At 63.6% G+C, this 18,245-nt stretch carries 17 protein-coding genes; 6 read left to right on the top strand and 11 right to left on the bottom strand.

All coding sequences use genetic code 11. The features are described from left to right. Nucleotides 1–18: 18 nt before the first annotated feature. The gene (locus tag ACR30Z_RS16010; RefSeq protein ID WP_434373535.1) at nt 19–501 is read left to right on the top strand and encodes a carboxymuconolactone decarboxylase family protein; all 483 of its coding nucleotides are present in this window, start codon (nt 19–21) and stop codon (nt 499–501) included. A 128-nt stretch (nt 502–629) separates the two neighbouring features. Here the strand turns inward: ACR30Z_RS16010 and ACR30Z_RS16005 are convergent, their stop codons facing one another. Both ACR30Z_RS16005 and ACR30Z_RS16000 read right to left on the bottom strand, forming a co-directional pair. After that, the gene (locus ACR30Z_RS16005) at nt 630–2,084 is read right to left on the bottom strand and encodes an amino acid permease (protein ID WP_434373533.1); all 1,455 of its coding nucleotides are present in this window, start codon (nt 2,082–2,084) and stop codon (nt 630–632) included. A 254-nt stretch (nt 2,085–2,338) separates the two neighbouring features. Next, entirely contained in the window at nt 2,339–3,280 is a 942-nt protein-coding gene (locus ACR30Z_RS16000; RefSeq protein ID WP_434373531.1) for an aminodeoxychorismate lyase, read from the bottom strand. Between the two features lie 87 nt (nt 3,281–3,367). On the opposite strand from ACR30Z_RS16000, the gene cls reads away from it, so the two are divergent. Further along, nucleotides 3,368–4,840, top strand: a complete 1,473-nt coding sequence (gene cls / locus ACR30Z_RS15995; RefSeq protein ID WP_144649215.1) for a cardiolipin synthase — start codon at nt 3,368–3,370, stop codon at nt 4,838–4,840. A gap of 29 nt (nt 4,841–4,869) precedes the next feature. Here the strand turns inward: cls and pabB are convergent, their stop codons facing one another. Both pabB and ACR30Z_RS15985 read right to left on the bottom strand, forming a co-directional pair. Continuing rightward, nucleotides 4,870–6,948, bottom strand: coding sequence for an aminodeoxychorismate synthase component I (gene pabB, locus ACR30Z_RS15990; protein WP_434373529.1), 2,079 nt, complete (start codon nt 6,946–6,948; stop codon nt 4,870–4,872). Next, nucleotides 6,945–7,505: a low molecular weight protein-tyrosine-phosphatase gene (locus ACR30Z_RS15985; RefSeq protein WP_144649217.1), complete on the bottom strand. Its 561-nt coding sequence runs from the start codon at nt 7,503–7,505 to the stop codon at nt 6,945–6,947. Before ACR30Z_RS15985 ends, pabB begins: the two co-directional genes overlap by 4 nt. A gap of 241 nt (nt 7,506–7,746) precedes the next feature. On the opposite strand from ACR30Z_RS15985, the gene ACR30Z_RS15980 reads away from it, so the two are divergent. Next, nucleotides 7,747–9,243, top strand: a complete 1,497-nt coding sequence (locus ACR30Z_RS15980) for a M60 family metallopeptidase (protein ID WP_144649218.1) — start codon at nt 7,747–7,749, stop codon at nt 9,241–9,243. 3 nt (nt 9,244–9,246) lie between these two features. Here ACR30Z_RS15980 and ACR30Z_RS15975 read toward each other — a convergent pair whose 3' ends face one another. Beyond that, a complete protein-coding gene (locus ACR30Z_RS15975; RefSeq protein WP_144649219.1) occupies nt 9,247–9,867 on the bottom strand; it encodes a TetR/AcrR family transcriptional regulator in 621 nt (206 codons plus the stop codon). Between the two features lie 99 nt (nt 9,868–9,966). Here ACR30Z_RS15975 and ACR30Z_RS15970 point away from each other — a divergent pair, with 99 nt between their 5' ends. After that, complete coding sequence (locus ACR30Z_RS15970; protein ID WP_434373526.1) at nt 9,967–10,281, top strand: hypothetical protein; 315 nt, start codon at nt 9,967–9,969, stop codon at nt 10,279–10,281. A gap of 78 nt (nt 10,282–10,359) precedes the next feature. Here the strand turns inward: ACR30Z_RS15970 and ACR30Z_RS15965 are convergent, their stop codons facing one another. Genes ACR30Z_RS15965 through ACR30Z_RS15955 form a run of 3 tightly spaced genes read right to left on the bottom strand, consistent with a single transcriptional unit; the run spans nt 10,360 to nt 13,765 of the window. Continuing rightward, nucleotides 10,360–11,316: a ribokinase gene (locus tag ACR30Z_RS15965; RefSeq protein ID WP_434373524.1), complete on the bottom strand. Its 957-nt coding sequence runs from the start codon at nt 11,314–11,316 to the stop codon at nt 10,360–10,362. Then, complete coding sequence (locus ACR30Z_RS15960) at nt 11,313–12,758, bottom strand: MFS transporter (RefSeq protein WP_434373522.1); 1,446 nt, start codon at nt 12,756–12,758, stop codon at nt 11,313–11,315. Before ACR30Z_RS15960 ends, ACR30Z_RS15965 begins: the two co-directional genes overlap by 4 nt. Continuing rightward, nucleotides 12,758–13,765: a nucleoside hydrolase gene (locus ACR30Z_RS15955; protein ID WP_144649490.1), complete on the bottom strand. Its 1,008-nt coding sequence runs from the start codon at nt 13,763–13,765 to the stop codon at nt 12,758–12,760. Before ACR30Z_RS15955 ends, ACR30Z_RS15960 begins: the two co-directional genes overlap by 1 nt. Nucleotides 13,766–13,954: 189 nt before the next feature. Between ACR30Z_RS15955 and ACR30Z_RS15950 the strand changes: the two genes are divergently transcribed. Continuing rightward, nucleotides 13,955–14,989, top strand: coding sequence for a LacI family DNA-binding transcriptional regulator (locus tag ACR30Z_RS15950; protein ID WP_434373520.1), 1,035 nt, complete (start codon nt 13,955–13,957; stop codon nt 14,987–14,989). Here ACR30Z_RS15950 and ACR30Z_RS15945 read toward each other — a convergent pair. Both ACR30Z_RS15945 and ACR30Z_RS15940 read right to left on the bottom strand, forming a co-directional pair. Next, the gene (locus tag ACR30Z_RS15945) at nt 14,986–15,339 is read right to left on the bottom strand and encodes a hypothetical protein (protein ID WP_434373518.1); all 354 of its coding nucleotides are present in this window, start codon (nt 15,337–15,339) and stop codon (nt 14,986–14,988) included. The genes ACR30Z_RS15950 and ACR30Z_RS15945 overlap by 4 nt on opposite strands. A 22-nt stretch (nt 15,340–15,361) precedes the next feature. Further along, nucleotides 15,362–15,985 (bottom strand): LysE family transporter, encoded by a 624-nt coding sequence (locus ACR30Z_RS15940; RefSeq protein WP_208759966.1) that lies wholly within the window; start codon nt 15,983–15,985, stop codon nt 15,362–15,364. Between the two features lie 188 nt (nt 15,986–16,173). Here ACR30Z_RS15940 and ACR30Z_RS15935 point away from each other — a divergent pair, with 188 nt between their 5' ends. Then, entirely contained in the window at nt 16,174–17,229 is a 1,056-nt protein-coding gene (locus ACR30Z_RS15935; protein ID WP_434373614.1) for a DNA polymerase IV, read from the top strand. Nucleotides 17,230–17,258: 29 nt separating this feature from the next. On the opposite strand, the gene ACR30Z_RS15930 is transcribed toward ACR30Z_RS15935, so the two are convergent. Continuing rightward, the gene (locus tag ACR30Z_RS15930) at nt 17,259–18,242 is read right to left on the bottom strand and encodes an aldo/keto reductase (protein ID WP_434373515.1); all 984 of its coding nucleotides are present in this window, start codon (nt 18,240–18,242) and stop codon (nt 17,259–17,261) included. Nucleotides 18,243–18,245: the final 3 nt, after the last annotated feature.

The following is an 18,245-nucleotide window of genomic DNA, read 5'->3' as shown; positions in this document are numbered from 1 at the left end:
TTGCGTTAGGCTCCAACCATGCCCGAACAGGAAACAAAACCACGGCTGGCCGGCTATCTGGACAAGCAACAGCCCGACCTTTATGCGACGCTAAGCCACTACTCCCAGCAACTCGTCGACGAAGCTGACCGGCTTGGTATCCAGCGACGCACCCTCGAACTCATCAACTACCTGTCCTCGCAGATCAACGGTTGTGCCTTCTGCCTGGACCTCCACCATCGCCGAGCTTTGAAATACGGTGAAACGGAACAGCGGCTGTCCCTGGTTGCTGTGTACAGGGAAGTGCAACTCTTCGAACCGGCCGAGGTGGTGGCCATGGAGATTGCCGAGCAGATCACCCGCATGAGTTCGTCGCGGCCCAGCCCCGAGCTCTTCGAACAGGCGCGGCAACACTACAGCGACGAGCAGATCAGTGTCCTCTGCATGGCAGCGATCGGAATCAACGCCTTCAACCGGCTGTCCATCCTGAGCGAGCACCCGGTGCGCGCGGCCAAGAAGTAGCAAGACCTGCGCCCCCACCATCTACTTTGGCGGCTGGGGCCGCCTCGACCCTCCCTCTGGAGGGCGTGTCGAGGCGGCCGGCGATTCAAAGTAGGTGGTGGGGGACCGGGGTCGGGAAGCCGCGAAACCTAAGCGTCGACGACCTTCTTGAGCGACCGGCGTCGGCCGTATTTGAAGTAGAAGAACGCGTAGCAGGCCCCCACAAAGGGAACACCGAAGAGCAGCGCAGCCACTTGATTGGGGTCGAACGCGATGCCGATCAGCGAAACAACGCACAGCGCAAAGGCGAGGATCGGAACCAACGGGAACAGCGGAGCCTTGTAGGCCAGGGTGCTCAGGTCGCCACCGTTCTTCACGAAGGTCCGCCGGTAGATGAAGTGCGAGGCGACGATGGACATCCAGACGCCCACCGTTGCGAAACCCGCCACGGAGACGAGCACCAGGTAGACAGTGGCTGGCGCCACCACGCTGCTGATCAGCGACGCGAGGCCGCCGAGCATGCTCACGCAGAGGGCAACCATGGGGATGCCCCGCTTGGTCAACTTGCGGAACGCCTTGGGCGCATGGCCTTCGTCGGCCAACGAGAAGAGCATGCGGGCGCAGGAGAAGAGCCCACAGTTGCCGGCCGAGAGCAGCGCAGTGATGATCACGAAGTTCATGATGTCCGCTGCATACGGGATGCCGAGCATGGAGAAGACCGTCACGAACGGGCTCTCGTCCACGCTGACTTTATCGTAGGGAATGGTGGCCGCGATAACCGTGATGGCCCCGACGAAGAAGATCAGCAGCCGGATGACCGTGGTCCGCATGGCCTTGGGGATGTTCGCACCCGGGTTGGCCGTTTCGCCGGCAGCGACGCCGATCAGCTCGGAGCCGGAGAAGGCGTAGAAAACGGCCAGGCACGTGACGAAGACACCCGTGAAGCCGTTCGGGAACAGTCCGTCCGAGGTGGCGAAGTTCTCGCCGAATGACGAGTAGTCGCCGGCGGCAAGGGGATGGAAGCCTGCCAGCGCAGCGCCGCCCAGGATGATGAGGCCGACGACGGCGGCGACCTTGATGAGCGCGAACCAGAACTCCGATTCACCAAAGACACGTGATGAGATGGCGTTCAGTGTGAACAGGACGGTGGCGAACACGAAACACCAGATCCAGACGTCGACGCCTGGGAACCAGCGCTGCATGAGTAGGCCCGCTGCGGTGAATTCGGAGCCCAAAGCCACCGCCCAGCAGAGCCAATACAGCCAAGCGGTAGCAAAACCGGTGGCTGGGCCGATGGTTCGGGCAGCGTAGATGTGGAAAGCGCCTGACACGGGGAACGCTACGGCGAGCTCCCCGAGGCATGCCATTACCAAGTAAACGACTACGGCGCCGATGAGGAAGGCAATCACGGCACCCAGCGGGCCGGCAGTTGCGATGGTGTATCCGGAACTGACGAACAGGCCTGAGCCGATGACGCCACCCATGGCGATCATCACCAGGTGCCGGGCCTCCATGGACCGGCGGAGTCCTGGCTGTGATGCGCCAGTCTGGGACTGTGCCTCGGTTGCCGATGCTTCGGCTTTTGTGGGGGAGCTGAGTCCCATATTCCCTCCGGGAAGTTAGCCAGCAAAGTCTGAAGTAGTGCCAAGAGGACGTGATCCAACTAACACGAGAACAAGATTCATCACATGACGGACGGCCAATTCAAGGAGGATAAGAAACGCGATTTCACGCGCAAACCGCCCAAGGCCGAGACTAAGATTTGCTAATCATTGAGTCATGCGAGCGATTACTCTACTTGCGACCTGCTAGGTTCCAAGCGGAGCTTCGTAGGCAGCCGCCTCCGAAGCCGAGTGATTTACTCGATCCCCGCGAACAGTTCATTCAATTCGGCGGTGAGTTGTTTACGCACGGCCGGGGTGCCGATTTCCTTGCCGTTGATGTGGTTGACCGGGGCGATCAAACGGATGCTTGAGATGAGCCACACGGCGTCGGCATCGAACAGGTCCTGCGGCACAAGGGGGCCGTAGCCAAGCTCCCAGCCGGCAGCTTTCGCCGCCGCGAACAGCGCCCCCTGCGAGGTGCCCGGGAGGATGCCGCTGTCATGCTGCGGCGTGATGAGGCGCCGAACAGTCCTGACTGAACCGTCGCCGTCGTCGACTGTTTCAAGGTGGGCCAACAGCACAGTGGATGTCGGCCCTTCCAGGACGCGGCCGTCGGTGGAAGTGAAGATCGCGTCATCGGCGCCCTGTTTGTGGGCGTAGCGCAGCGCAGCCATGTTGACGGCGTAGGAGAGCGTCTTGGCGCCCAGCAGCAGCCAAGGCGCGCGCTCACCGGCTTCGGTATCGAAGCCGCGGTCCAACAGCACGACGTCGATACCCGTCTCGCGTTGCCGGCGACTCCCTGCGGGCGAGGGCGAAGCCTGAACCCAGCAGGTGGGGCTGGCGGCGCCTTCGACGCCCCGGGTGACGATCAGCTTGACGACGACCTCGTCCTCCTCCGGGGTGGGGGCGGGGTGGACATCGCGGAATTCGTTGATGGCAGTGTCGATCGCCTTGCGCCACGCGTCCTGCTCCGGGAGTGCCAGGTCCAGTGCTGCCGCGGAGCTGCCCAGCCGGTTCAGGTGTGCCTGGACCTTGCGGGGACGTCCTTGGACAGCCAAAAGGGATTCGAAGACGCCGTCGCCGCGCGTGGCGCCCAAGTCCGTTGCCATGAGCTGGGGTTGGCTGGAGTCGGCGATTCGACCGTTTTCGAAGGCGGGGTCCAGGAAAACAAGGACCGTCGGAGCAGGTGAAGTCATGCCCCCAGCTTAGTGCGGACCCGGTGGAGGGGACTTTGCCGGATAGGCTGTGGTCACTGTTGTTCATGAACTGTGGGGGTTTGTCGGGTGCTCTTTCCTTTTCCGTTTGGCCAGGAGTGGACCTGGTTACTGGGCGTGTGGGCCATTGCGGAAGTCATCATGCGCATAGTGTTGCTGGGCATCATTCCCGGTAACCGACGCCCCACCACAGCCATGGCCTGGCTGTTGGCTGTGTTCCTGATCCCTTCCGTGGGTTTTGTCCTGTTCCTGCTCTTTGGAAATTTCAAGCTGTCCAAGCGCCGGCGTGAGCAGCAGGAAGAAGTCAATCGACGCGTCCGTGCTGTCACCTCGGACCTCGCGGACCCCGTGAGCGTCTACTCCGGTCCGGAGTGGGTGAAGTCTGCGGGGGAACTGAACCATCGGCTCGGTTCGCTGCCCATGGTGGACGGCAACAAGGTGGAGCTCATTCCCGGATATGAGGAATCCATCAAGGCCATGGCCCAAGCGGTCAGCGGTGCCAAGAGCTACGTCAATGCCGAGTTCTACATCATGAGCAGCGACTCCGTGACGGACGAGCTGCTCACCGAACTGGAGAAGGCAGCTGATCGGGGTGTCACCGTCAGGCTGCTCTTCGATCACATCGGAACACTGCGCGTCAAGGGGTACCGTCGCCTGATCCGTAGGCTCAAGGCAGGCAAGATCCAGTGGAAGCGGATGCTCCCGCTGCTGCCCATCCACGGCCAATGGCGACGCCCGGACCTCCGGAACCACCGCAAGATCATGGTGATCGACGGCGAGGTTGCGTTCACCGGCTCGCAAAACCTGATCGAGCCCTCCTACAACAACCCCAAGCACCACAAAGTGGGCCGCAAATGGGTTGAGCTCATGTCCCGCCTTGAAGGCCCGATCGTGGCCACGCTGAACGTCGTCTTCGCCACGGACTGGCTGAGTGAAACGGACGAGTCCCTGGAAGACCAGCTGCGCCTGCCAACCCAGCCGTCGCCGGGTAAGGTGACGGCGCAGGTGGTACCAAGCGGGCCGGGATTCGCTACCGAAAACAACCTTCGCCTGTTCAACACGCTCATCTACTCGGCACAGCATCGAATCTCCATTTGCAGCCCGTACTTCGTGCCCGACGACTCATTGCTGTACGCCATCACCACAGCGGCGCAGCGGGGCGTGGACGTTGAGCTCTTCGTGTCCGAGAAGGGCGACCAGTTCCTGGTCCACCATGCGCAGAGGTCCTACTACGAGGCCCTGCTGGAAGCTGGAGTGCGTATCTACCTGTACCGGGCTCCGTACGTCCTCCACGCCAAGCACTTCACCATTGATGACGAGGTGGCGGTTCTTGGCTCCAGCAACATGGACATGCGCTCCTTCTCCCTGAACATGGAGGTTTCGGTGATGCTCCTGGGTGCCGAAACCGTGACCCTCATGCGTGCCGTGGAGTCCACGTATCGCGAGGTGTCCCGTGAGCTTATGTTGGATGACTGGATGGACAGGCCCCCGCTGGCCAAGTATGTGGATAACGTGGCCAGATTGACGGCCACGCTCCAGTAGCCCTCAACAGAGGAAATCACCTCGGGAAATCAGCCGGGAAATTCAGCGCCCAGCGTGGACAGCACCCCGAATGCCTTGGTCCGGATTTCCTCGTACTCGTCGTCGGCCACGGAGTCAGCTGTAATGGCCCCGCCCACGCCGAGGCTCAGCGTTGGTCCGTCGGCACCGTCGGGGTTCACCACCAGGGTACGGATCACCACCGCGAGGTCTGTTGCCGCGTTCAGGGAAAAGTAGCCAATGGCGCCCGAGTAGATGCCTCGTGGCCCCGATTCCAGCTGATCCAGGATGTCCATGGTGCTGATCTTGGGCGCTCCCGTCATGGAGCCGGCCGGGAAGGCAGCCGCCACGGCTTCGGCTCGAGGGGCCCCGGGACGTAGGTGCGCATCCACGGTGCTCACCATTTGGTGGACGGTGGCGTAGCTTTCGATCACGCAGAGTCGGCTAACGGTGACGGATCCCGGGATGGCGAAGTGGCTGAGGTCGTTGCGCAGCAGGTCCACGATCATGATGTTCTCGGCGCGGTCCTTCAGGGACGTCTCAAGGTCGTGCCTCAAGGCATCGTCCTCATGCGGATCAGCAGCCCGGCCCCGGGTTCCCTTGATCGGCTCGGCGCGCATACCGCCGTCGGACAGGATACGGAGGAAACGTTCGGGCGATGTGCTGGCCACCACAAGTTCGCCAAACCGGAGGTAACTGGCGAACGGAGCCGGGTTCCGGCGTCGAAGGGCCAGGTAGCTCTGCCATGGATCAAGGTCCCCGGCGGGCGCTTCGAGGGTAGTGGTCAGGCAGACCTCATAGGTGTTGCCTTCGCTGATCTGGTGCTGGGAGTCGGCGATCTTGCGCTTGTAGTCCGTTGCGGAATCCCTGCTGGCGAACTCGGGGGCAGCGGACGCCGGGACAGCGGACGCCGGGACAGCGGACGCTGGGACAGCGGCTGAAGCGGCACCGCCGCCTGCGTCAACGCCACCGGAAGCCCCGACGACGGCGGCGCGCGCCTCGCGGAGCCACGCATCGGCGTCGGGCGCGTCCAGAGCGAGCAGCCACACGGTGCGCTCACGGTGGTCCAGCACCACGGCCCGTCCAGCGAAGAGCAGGGCAGCGTCAGGGGTGTCGGACTGGACGTCGTTGCCGCCGGTTTCGCGCTTGAGTTCGTAGCCCAGGAAGCCGAGCCAGCCGAGCGTGAATTGACCGTCGTAGCCGCGAGGTGCGCGGACGGCCCGGCGGCCCCAGACGGAATCGAGCCAGCGGAAAAATGGCCCGGACGTGGTCACCGTGGCGGTGCCTGCGGTCACCTGGGTAGCCCCGGACCGGTGCAGAACCGACTGGCCGTACGCGCCGCCGTCGTCGGCCAGGATGCTGAAGCGGCTGCGGGCAGCGGCCTGGGACCTGCCGGCGACCACCGAGGCGTTGGAGGAATCGAGCCAGGCGGCGTTCGCCGAGCGGCCGTAGAGTGCCTCGAACAGCAGCGCCGCGTCAGGCGTTGCATCCAGACGCTCGGAGCGAAGCTGCAATCCGCGTCGTGCGCTGAGCTCGGGTGAGAGGATCGCCGCGAGCGGTGGCAGATACATGAGGGCCTGCAGGACATCGTCCGGCGCGCTTCCGTCGGCGAGGTTCCGGACGTGGACGTCTGCAGCGCTGACCACCGAATCAGCCTCAAGCCAGTCATCCTCTTGGGCGGCCCAGCTGTCCCAGTACGGTTCGTAGGTGCTCCCGTCGCGCGTCAAAGCACGACGACGGCGATCGTCGCCGGGGGACTCGACCCACACCACGGCGTCCAGCATGGATCGGGCTGCGTCCGCTGCCGCTCCCACGCCTTCAACGATGACGATCTCGGCGGGCAGCGTGACGTTGAGTCCGCCGTCGTAGTGCTTTTCCCAATCCCAGCTGGTCCATTCCGCGGCCAGGCCTTCGCTCAGCGGCTTGAGGACCGTGGCGACGTAGCGCTCAATGCCCGGCATGAGGCCATTCCAGCCAGGGTAGATGTCCTCCAGGTGGAAGAGCGAGACTTTGTGGTGCTGCCGTAACCGGGCCGCCAGTTCAACGGCCAGCGTGGTCTTGCCTGCGCCGGACCTGCCGTCAACAGCGATGATCACGGGTGCAGGGGTCATGACATAGAGGTTACCTGCTGGTGCTCCGGGGCTTTGGCGCTGTCCGCGGCCGCGATCGCTGCCTTGGCGTGCTGGACGATCCCTGGGATGGCGGCCTTGATCAGCGTCCAGGTGTTGTCGAAGTCTGTGTGGCCGCCGTACCAAGGGTCCTCGATGCCCAAATCAAGGGAGCTGCGGCCCGCCATGCGCGGGTCGAAACTACGGAACATCCGTACTTTCTCCAACGACGCGCGGTCTGGAGCGCCTTCCTGGAGCCAGCCGAAGTGGTCTACATCGAGCGCGAGGATAAGGTCCCTCTCGGCGAACCATTCACGCCTCCACTGTCGGGCGATGTGGTCCTCGGAAGCTATGTGCTGGGCCGTCAGGACGCGGGCGGCTCGGGGGTCAATGGGATGCCCCACCTCGTACCCTGTGGTGCCCGCAGAATCGACTGCTACCAGCTTGCCGAGCCCCTCCGCTTCAAAGGCTTCGGTGAGCATGAGTGCTGCCATGGGCGAGCGGCAGATGTTTCCAGTGCAGACCGTGATGATGCGGTATGGGCTCGACGTTGAGTACATGCTGCAAGCATGGGTGATAGCACCCCTCCTCGGCTAGGGGGCCACTACACATGAAAGTCATTTTTGGTGTCGAATCTGTCACATAGTCCGCTATTGCGGCAGTAAACGCTTTCTATTTTGCCGTTTTTAGCATCTCTCTTGGTCTTATTTGCGGGGAAGTCTTGCGTTAATCAATAGTAAGCGCTTTCATTTTAACCCGTGAGGCTGGTCACAGTGATTGGCCCGGACTAAAGGATGATCCATGAGTGAAAGCCATAGCACTGTCCCCAATTCACATAAAGTCCAAAGCGCGGCGCTGCTGTCCTTGGGGCAGGCCACCATCAGCAGGCGGGGCGCATTGGGCGCCCTGGCGGTTGTTGCTGGAGGCGTGATGGTGCCGTGGGCCGCCGCGCCCGCCACGGCCGACACCCGAACCAGTCAATCGCGCAGCCAGATCGTCACCGCGATGCCGGATGCGCACGGCGCTGAGGAGGACAGGCTCCAGATTTCCTTGTGCAACACCAACCTGCAATCCACGGGCTTTTACCTGCCCGCCGGAACGGCCCTCACCGTGACGGTCAAAGCCATGACAGCGCCGAACGCGGTGCTGGTGGTCGGAGCCCCCGACGCCGACGCCCGCCCGGAATTCAAGAAGCCGCGTGAGTATGCGCTGAAGAAGGGTAAGAACGTCATCACCGATGCCGGCGGAGGGGTGATCTATTACAAAGTGATGGGAACCAGCGGCTACGTGAATGCCACACTCGACGCCGTGGCGCAGCCCATGCCGTACTTCGTGTACGGACGAACCAGTGAACTCGAATTCCAGCGCCAGCTCGATGAACGGCCAACTCCGTTCGTGGAGCTGGTCAGTTCCCACGCCACGGTCACCGTGGAGCGCGCATCCGCCCTGCGGTACCGATCCGAGAATCACTCCGACTTGATGTTCACCTTCGAGGACCTGATCTCCATCGAGGACGTGACCAGTGGGTACGACGGTTCCAGCCCGCTCCATGCCCGCCAAGCCCACCCGTACCATTTGGTGGGGTACCCCTCGGCAATCGCCAACGTGGGAGCGTATGCCACCCACGGCCACACGTCCTATCCGCCGCCCATCCAGGATCGGCTCCTGACGGTGGAAGGGCTGCGCATGCGAGGATGGGGCGTCTATCACGAACTGGGTCACCAGCATCAACAGGTGACCTACAAGCCCACCTCCCTCACCGAGGTCACCGTGAACATCTACTCCCTCGCCGTGAATGCCAGTTTCGCCAAGAAATATGGTCAACAGCCCCGGCTGCACGTGCCGGATGGGACCACTGGCCTCACGCCGTGGGAGTCGGCAGTGCCGATGATCGGCAGTGAAGGCGTGGTGTACGGCACCACGTTCGACGGCATGGAGCGACTTGTGATGTTCGAACAGCTGCGCTTGGGCTTCAAGAACTTCTGGCCCACTATGCACAAGATCATCCGCGAAGAACGTCCTCCTAAGGGCGACTATTGGGATGAGGCCTACCGCCTGCGCAACTTCGTGGTCTGGGCGAGCAAAGCGGCCAAGGCGGACCTGAGCGACTTCTTCCTCAAGTGGGGCTTCGCGGTGGACGACGACGCCCGTGCCCAGATCGCAGCGGCAGGTCTCGTGCCGCCGTCGAGCGATCCCACGCTGATCCGTGATGAAGCGCAGCTCATGCTGGCCAAGCAGATCCAGGCGCAGAAGTCCCTCGCCGCGCGCTCGCAGTTCGACGAGGCCGGCGCCCAGTAGAAGCTAGGGGGTGGTCGCCGAAGCGTTGCTGACTTCTTGCGCTTCGGCGGCCAGCGCTGCGGCTGCCAGGTAAACGGTACGTACGACGGCGGCGCGTCGCCTTTCGGCCCGTCCCGGCTCGGCACCAGCCATCAATCCGTCGAGGGCGGGCAGTACCGGGGCGGCGTCGCAGAGGCTCACGATGGTGATGAGGAGATCGCCGGCATCTTCCCGTGAGATGCCGGGGAGAGCAGCAATGGTGCTGTTGACCTTCGATGCGCAGTTGGCCATTCGCTTCGGCAGGCCGACGACCTCCGTGCCCCGCTCCAGTCCTTCCCAGAACAGGAGGCGTGGTGCCGTGGCATCTTTCTGGTGATGGTCGAAGAGTCGGCCGGCATAGTCCGCCATGGCCTCGGGTCCGCTGCCTTCAATGGGAACCTCGTCCATGAGGGTGCTGAGGGCGGAGACGATGACGGCATCGAACAGCGCGTTCTTGTTGCCGAAGTATTGGTAGATCCGCTCCTTGTTGACGCCTGCTTCCGCCGCAATGCGGTCAATGCGGGCACCGGCCAGTCCACGCGTGCAGAACTCGGACGTGGCTGCCTGAAGCAGCAGTCCCTTGGTTCGCTCTGTGTCCCATGCCATAGGGTCATATTAGCAGTTTCCAACTAGCTGGTTGTAATTGTTCCCGGACGCGGTTATGGTGATTCCAAGCCAAAAGCAACCGTTTAGTTGGAGAATGCCATGACAGCCCAAGCAACGTCTGAAATCCCTGCTGAGTCCACCGCCGTGGCCCCGGCCCGCCCGAAGGTGCCGTCCGTTCACATGCGTGCCCTCATCACGTGGCTAGCGATCTTCCCCCTCGTTTCCCTGGGGATGCTGCTGCTCGGTCCCATCATGGAACCATGGCACCCCGTCCTGCGCGCACTCCTGCTGACGGCGCTGGTGGTCCCCGCGGCGGTCTACGTTGTGGTCCCTCGGCTCATGGCCGGCCACGGCGTCCTGAGTCGCAAGGTCGTGGAACGCGCTGCCCAACGCGCTGCCCGTAAGTCCGCTTAACCCAAGTAGGGGACAACACATGTTCAAATGAGGGCTCATGAGAACGTGTGCTTTCCCCTGCTTGGGTGCCGCGCTCGGTTAGGACGTCAGCGCAGCCTCGACTTCTTCGCGGCTCGCGTACGCGGCCTGCGTGCCCTTCTTCGTGGCAGCCAACGCTGCGGCCACCGAAGCAAACGCTGCGGCATCCGCAAGGGATTCACCTGCGGCCAGCCGCGCGGCCACGGCACCCGTAAAGGCGTCGCCGGCCCCGGTAGTATCCACGGCGTTGACGCGCGTCGGAGGGATGCGGGTGATTTGATCCTCGGCACCGCGGGCCAGTGAATCGAGCACCACGGAACCCTGGGAGCCGAGGGTCACCAGCACGCGCCGCAAACCCCGGTCGGCGAACTGGCTCCGGACCGGCTCCCAGGCTTCGGCCTCTGCGTCGGCGTCGGGAATGTCAGCCTCCGAGCCCAGGAACAGTGAAGCCTCGTGCGCGTTCACCAGCAGCACGTCGCTCAACCCGGCCAGAACCTCCGGCACCTCAGCGTAGGGCGAGAGGTTCAGCAAGACTGCAGCTCCGGCGTCGTGCCCTGCTTGCGCGGCGGCAATCACGGTATCGATCCCCACCTCCAGGCAGAGGCAGACCACAGCGGCGTCGGCGAAAGCAGCGACATCCACGTCGGAAGGCCTCAGCGTCCCGTTGGCCCCTGCCGAGATGATGATGCTGTTCTCGCCGCTCGCGTCCACGGAAATGACCGCTACGCCGGTGGAGGCATCGGAGCGCTGGACGCGGGAAACGTCCACCCCCGCGCTCGCCGTCGAGTCCAGGAGCATGGTGCCGTTGGGGTCGTTGCCCACGGCGCCGATCAGGCTGACCTGACCACCGAGCTTGCTGGCAGCCACCGCCTGGTTGGCGCTCTTGCCGCCGGGATTCACCGCGAAACCGTCGCCGTGGACCGTCTCACCGGGTTGCGGGAGGCGATCGCAGTAGATGGTGAGGTCGGCGTTGAGGGAGCCGACGACGACGATTCCCGCCTTGGGTGCGTTGGTCATGCGGTCACCTTCTCGTTGTCGGTCACTTCTGCGTCCACCGGCTTGGGGATTAGGAGCGAAGCGGCGAATGCTGCGAAGGTGATGGCGAGCCCCACCACCACAACGGTCAGGTAGGAGGCTTTGTCGTCATTCAGCGAGGCCGTGGCGACGAGGACCGCGGGAAGGACCAGGAAGCTGAGCCCGGCACCGAGGTTGAAGGCGCCGGCGTTCATGCCCGGCAGGAAGCCAGGGTTGCCCTGCGGCGAGAGGACCACGCCGAGTCCGTTCAGCATGATGTTGACGGTACCGGCGTACATGATGCCCAGCAAGGCCGTTCCCACAATCATCATGGGCAGGCTGTTGAGGCCGAAGAACGCGATGATGGCCAGTGCAACAAGGCTGCCCACCAAGCCGATACGCAGGACCTTGGTGTAGCCGAGGACCGGTGCAAGGCGGCCGCTGATCGGGCCGAAGAGCCAGCCCAGAAGCGCATACGGGGTGAGGATGATGAGGGACATCTCCGTGGGGCCAACGCCGAAGCCCGGATCCGCTGCTTGGACGTAGGCCGGAACGATGCCGTTGATGACCGCGAAGATACCGGTCATGGTGAGGGTGGTGGTCAGCAGCGGGGCCCACGTGGAGCGCTGGCGCAGGTGCATGGTTTCCACCATGGGCTGCTTGGCCCGCTTCTCAACAGTCCAGAAGGCAAAGAACGCGACGGCGGCAACCACCGTGAGTACGATCGCCAGGGTCAGGGTGCCGGCGTCGAAGGCCGTGGCCAGCTTGGAGCCTTCGTTCAGTGCCGTGAGCAGTGCGCCCACGGCGATCACGATGAAGAAGACACCCAGCCAGTCCATGGTGGTGCCGGCAGCGGGCCTGCTTTCGCCGGCCAGGATGGCGATGAGGACCGTGGCGACCAGCGCCAGGGCGACCATGAGCCAGAAGATGCTGCGGAAGCCGAAGTTTTCAGCGAAGTAACCGCCCACGAACGAGTCGACACCGGCCACGCCGCCGTTGACTGCGGTAATGAGGCCCATCAGGGTGCCGTATTTGCGCGGGTTGCTGACCGCGGAGCGAAGCATGATGAGACACAGGGGAACCGTGGGGCCGCTGACACCTTGGATGATGCGGCCCACGAAGAGCCACGTGACGTCTGGGGCCATGGCGGCGATGACGGAACCGACGGCCATGAGGAGCATCATGCCCACCAGGATCTTCTTGCGGCCAACGATGTCGCTCAGGCGCGGAAGGAAGAGCGAGAACAGGGCGGCAGCCGTGAAGAACCAGGTCTGGGAAAGGCCGATGGTGGCTTGATCCGTGTTGAGTTCGTTGCCCATGGTGACCAAGGCAGGGCTGAGCATGGAGGCGTTGAGCTGGAATGCCACGCAGGCTGCCAGCAGGGCAACCATCAGTGCGGTGACGTTGCCGCGGGAGGACTTGGTTTCAGATGCGAGCGACGACATTACTTGGCTTCTCCTGCCAGGATGGCCTCTGCGGTGGGGTTAGCGCCGGCGTCGAGCGTTGGTTCGCCAATCCTCACGATTGCGTCGGTGACCAGATCCCAGAACTTCTTGTGGTCCAGGTCAACAGCCACCGAGGTGTGGCAGTCCTCCGGCGCGGGCGCGCGGAAGTCGGCCACGGTCATGCCGAGGGTGAGCTTGCCCTGCAGTTCGATGTCTACGGGAACTTTGCGGGTGGTCATGACGGTGGGGTCGATCACGTAGGCCACGGCGCAGGGATCGTGGACCGGCGGGAAGTCGAAGCCCTGGGCGTCCTTGTAGGTCTTCTTGAAGAATTCCATCAGTTCCAGGACGAACTTGGCGGGCTTGGTGCCGATGGCCGCGATACGGTCCACTACCTCGTCGGTAGCCAGTGCTTGGTGCGTGAGGTCGAGGCCGACCATCACCACGGGCCACTTTTCATTGAAGACGATGTGTGCGGCTTCGGGGTCGATGATGATGTTGAACTCGGCCACGGCGCTCCAGTTGCCCACGTGGTAACCGCCACCCATGAGGACAACTTCCTTGACTCGCTCCACGATGCGGGGTTCCTTGCGGGCGGCCATGGCGATGTTGGTGAGGCCCGCCGTGGGAACCAAAGTGACGGTGCCCGGCTCGTGAGCCATGACAGTTTCAATGATGAGGTCGACGGCGTGGCGCGGGTCCAGTTCGATGGCGGACTCGGGCTGCTCCGGGCCGTCCATGCCGGAGTCGCCGTGGATGCTGGGGGCGGTTTCGATGGTGCGGACCAAGGGGCGGTCGCAGCCAGCGGCGAACGGAACGCCGGTGATGCCCGCAATCGTGGCGACGGAGAGGGCGTTCCGGGTGACCTTCTCGAGTGTCTGGTTGCCCACCACTGTGGTCACGGCGAGCAGGTCGATGTCCGGGTTGCCGTGCGCCAGCAGCAATGCCACTGCGTCGTCATGGCCAGGGTCGCAGTCAAGAATGATCTTCTTGCGTGCCGGTGTCATGGTGTTGGGATCCACGTTTCTCTCCACGTCATTGGGGCCTGCCTGGAACTTGCCCGGGGCAGGGCGCTAAGCATTCAGGGGAATTCTGGCACTGCTTGATGGGTTACGTCAAACGCTTAACGTAGATCGCGTCAAGCGCTTGATGTCATGTGGCGGGCCTGATCGGCGCAATCCCGCTACGATCGATGCATGGATACCCTGGATCGGCGCAACGCCCGCGCGCCCCGCGTCACCGCTGCGATGGTGGCCGCACGTGCCGGCGTTTCCACCGCGACGGTCTCCTTGGTGGCCAATGGCAAGACGCAGGGGCGGGTATCCGACGACAACGTCTCCCGTGTCCGCACCGCGATCGCCGAACTGGGCTACGTGGTGGACAGCATCGGCAGTTCACTGGCACGCGGCGTCAGCTCAATCGTCATCCTGGTCACCCCGGACGTGTCCAACCCGTTCTTCGCCAACGTGATCGCGGGTGTTAGGGAATCCTTGGGACCCGAGTACCAACTGTTGCTTTCAGTGACCGATGCCGGTGAGTCACCGCAGGCCGACGACGTCCGTAAATTGTTGGCGCTCCGTCCCGCCGGCCTGTTGGTGGGCGCTCCCAGCGGGCAATTTCTGGAAGATCTTTCCGCAGCCGGACCCTTGGTGTTGTTGGACGCGCCCGGGCTGGAGTCCTACGCGCCATCCGTGAACCTCGATGTGGCGCAAGGTGCCCGCGAGTTGGCCCGGCACCTGGCCGCGTCCGGGCACACGCATGCCGCTTACGTGGATGGCGTTACTGGGACCGCCACCTTCCAGTTGCGCCGGGAAGCCTTCCTGGAGGAGGCTTCCCGCTGCGGACTTTCGGTGGCTGACGGGCACGTCATCAGTACGTCCATCGACGTCGGTGCTGCTGCCGCCGCCTTCGCCGACGCTTGGCCGGACTGGCAGCGCGCAGGTGTGACCGCCGTCGTCTGCGGTACCGATACGCACGCCTATGGCGTGCTGCAGGAAGCGCGCGTGGCGGGTGTCCGCATCCCCGACGAGTTGGCTGTTGCTGGCTTCGACGACCTGCCATACTCCGCCACCAGCAACCCCAGCCTCACCACGGTGCACCTGCCGGCAACCCCGCTGGGACGCAAGGCGGGGGAGCAGCTGAAGGGTCTGATGGAGGGCCTTGCTTTGGACGAGCCCCACGTGACGCTGGAGAGCTCGTTGGTGGTTCGGGGATCTACGGCGCCGGTTTAGCGGGCCAGCGGGCGGAGTTGCTCTTCTGAGATGGGGTTCGTCACGGTGAAATAGACCTGAGGCGCCGTCATGTCTCCCCAGTCTTCCTTCTTCACCCGAACCGCGTCAGGCGTCACTTCGGCGATCCGAACACGCAGCCAAGCGCCGTCGTCGAGGAGTAATTCGTGGGGTTCGGCGAGGTAGCGCAGGCCGAGGTCATCGAGTGTTTCCTCGGCGGTGAACCAGTCCACGACATCTGTGCGTGGGCGTCCCAGCATGTCGATAGCGACAAATCCGTCGCTTACCGGCTTCATCCACCCCACGTGTTCGCCGTCGTCCGCACGTCGGTGCTCAATCCAGTCAGCTTCCATGACTTCGACGGTAGCACCGGGGTTAGTGGATGACCGCCAGCAGGATGCCGACCAGGACGAACAAGCAGCCGAAGACGCGGTTGAGGACCTTCTGGCCCTTTTGGTCATGGGTGAACCGTTGGAAGGACCGGGCTGCGAGGGCGAAGAAGAACCACATCACCATAATGTCGATGATGATGACCGTGGTGGTCAGCACCGCGTATTGCTGAAGCAGCGGCTGGTCCGGCCTGATGAACTGCGGCATGAAGGCCAGGAAGAAGACGATTGCCTTCGGGTTCAGCAGGTTCACCCAGATACCGCGCTGGAACATGGACAGGGCGGACTCGTTCTTCTTGTTCGCAACCTCTTCCTTGTCCAGATCAGGCTTGTGCAGGAACTGCCGGATGCCCAGGTACACCAAATAGGCCGCACCGGCGTAGCGGATGACGTTGAAGATCACCGGCGAGTTGGACACCAGCACGCCCACGCCCAAGGCGACGATCACGATGTGGATGACCAGGGCCACCTGTTGGCCGAGGATGCCCCAGATGGAGCGTCGGAAACCAGAATTGAGCGAGTTGCTCATGGTGAAAATTGCACCGGCGCCGGGAGTGAAACTGATCAGGGTGCCGGCGCCAACCAGGGCCAGCCAAAGTGAAAACTGCACCACCTCAGCTTATGCCGGTGAAGGGGGTGCCCCGGACGCGGGCCTTCACCACCCACTTTGACGGCGGGGGACAAGGAATGCACCCGGGATAGGTTGATTTCCCGGCCGGGGAAGTTCAAAGAAGGTGGTGAAGGTACAGCTCAGCGGGCCAGGTGAGGCACACTGGTGCCGTGAGCGGAATCCCGTGGGTGCTGCACGTCGATCTGGACCAGTTCATTGCCGCTGTCGAGATACTCCGGCGGCCCGAGCTTGCCGGAAAACCGGTCATAGTGGGCGGCAGGGGAGATCCCACCGAACGTGCTGTGGTGTCCACGGCGTCTTACGAAGCAAGGGCCTTCGGTGTTGGTTCAGGGATGCCGCTGCGCATCGCGGCGCGGAAAGTGCCGGACGCCATCATCCTGCCGGTCGACCAGGAAGCCTACCTTGCGGCTTCGGAAGTCGTGATGGCCACTCTCAGGGAGCAGCCCGGCGCCACTGTTCAGGTACTGGGGTGGGACGAAGCTTTTGTAGGCGTCGAGACAGAGGACGCAGAAGCCTATGCCAAGCAGATCCAGGCTGCCGTCCTCGAGCAGACGCAGTTGCACTGCAGCGTGGGCATCGGCGACACCTTGGTCCGGGCAAAGAACGCGACGGACTTCGGTAAACCAGCAGGCATCTTCCGGCTCACCAAAGAGAACTGGCTTGACGTCATGGGCCACAGGCCCACCAGGGAGTTGTGGGGCGTCGGGCCCAAAGTGTCCCAGCGGTTGGCGAAGCATGACATCACCACTGTTGCTGAGCTCGCGGCGGTGGATCCCCAGGAACTGGTCCCGGAATTCGGCCCCAAGATGGGCCCTTGGTATGCGCAATTAGGGCGCGGAGAAGGTTCCAGCGAAGTGGATGACACTCCCTGGGTGGCCCGCGCGCACGGCCGTGAGACAACGTTTCAGCAGGACCTGACCGAGGCCGGGCAAATCGAGAACGCTCTCAGGGAGCTGACCGCGCGCGTCCTGGAAGACGTCGCAGCGGAGGGGCGCCCGGTAATCGGGCTGACCCTCAAAGTCCGGTACGTGCCGTTCTTCACCAAGACGTATGCACGGAAGATCGCCGAGACCTTTGATCGCGAAGAGGTCTTGGCCCGGGTCCTTGACCTCACTGCCAAGATCGAGCCCGACCGCCCCATCCGGCTCCTGGGACTGCGCGCAGAAATGGCCATGCCGGAAGAGGCCCGGAAGGGTCACACGCCAACGCGAGGCGGTTGGTAGCAGGAGAACGCCCGACGCCGGCCTGCCGCCTACCAGCGCGGGTGAATCGCTGCGCGGAAGAAACGATCGTAGATGTCCCGGACTTCGTCGGCCAATCCAGCTCCGACGGCCTGCAGTTCCCCGGCTTCGGCGTTGGCACGTGCCTGGGACGCGGACCGGGCACCGGGGATCACCGCAGTGACCCCATCCTGGGCGATGACCCAGGCGAGGGCCGCTTGCACGGTGGTGACGCCGTCGGGCACCAAAGCGCTGAACTCCTGGGCGGCCTTGACGCCAGTGGCGAAGTCCACGCCGGAGAACGTCTCGCCGACGTCGAAGGAAGATCCATCGCGGTTGTAGTTCCGGTGGTCGTCGGCGGGAAACTCGGTGTCCTTCGTGTACTTTCCGGACAGCAAACCGGAGGCCAGGGGCACTCGCGCGATGATGCCTACGCCGGCTTCCTTCGCTGCCGGCAGCACCTCATCGAGGGGCTTGAGGCGGAAGGCGTTGAGGATGATCTGCACGGAGGCAGTGTTCCCGCGCTTGATGGCCTCGAGGGCCTCATCGGTCCGCTCGACGCTGACGCCGTAGTTGCGGATGGCTCCTTCGCTGACCAAGGTATCCAGTGCGTCGTAGACCTCCGAGTTGCTGTAGACGGCGGTGGGAGGGCAGTGCAGTTGGACGAGGTCCAGGGTGTCCTGCTGCAGGTTGCGGCGCGAGCGGTCGGTCCAGGCGCGGAAGTTGTCCAGCGTGTAGTTCTCCGGAACCTGGTCCACGCGGCGCCCCATTTTGGTGGCCACCGTGATGTCGAGGTCCGGATGGGCACGGAGGAAGCGACCGATGAATTCCTCGCTCCGCCCATCTCCGTAGACGTCGGCGGTGTCGAAGAAATTGACGCCGCCTTCTATTGAGGCATCCAGCACGGCAAAGGCGTCGTCTTCGGTGACGTCACCCCAGTCGGCGCCGAGTTGCCATGTGCCCAGGCCCACGGTGGAGACGGATCGGCCGGTCTTGCCAAGTATGCGCTGTTCCATGGG

Origin of the sequence: Paenarthrobacter sp. FR1 (genome assembly GCF_051106045.1) — a bacterium.
In the GTDB taxonomy this organism is placed as follows: Bacteria; Actinomycetota; Actinomycetes; order Actinomycetales; family Micrococcaceae; genus Arthrobacter; species Arthrobacter nitroguajacolicus_A.
Note: the sequence above shows the minus strand (reverse complement) of the source record. Positions and strands in the feature narration are given on the sequence as shown.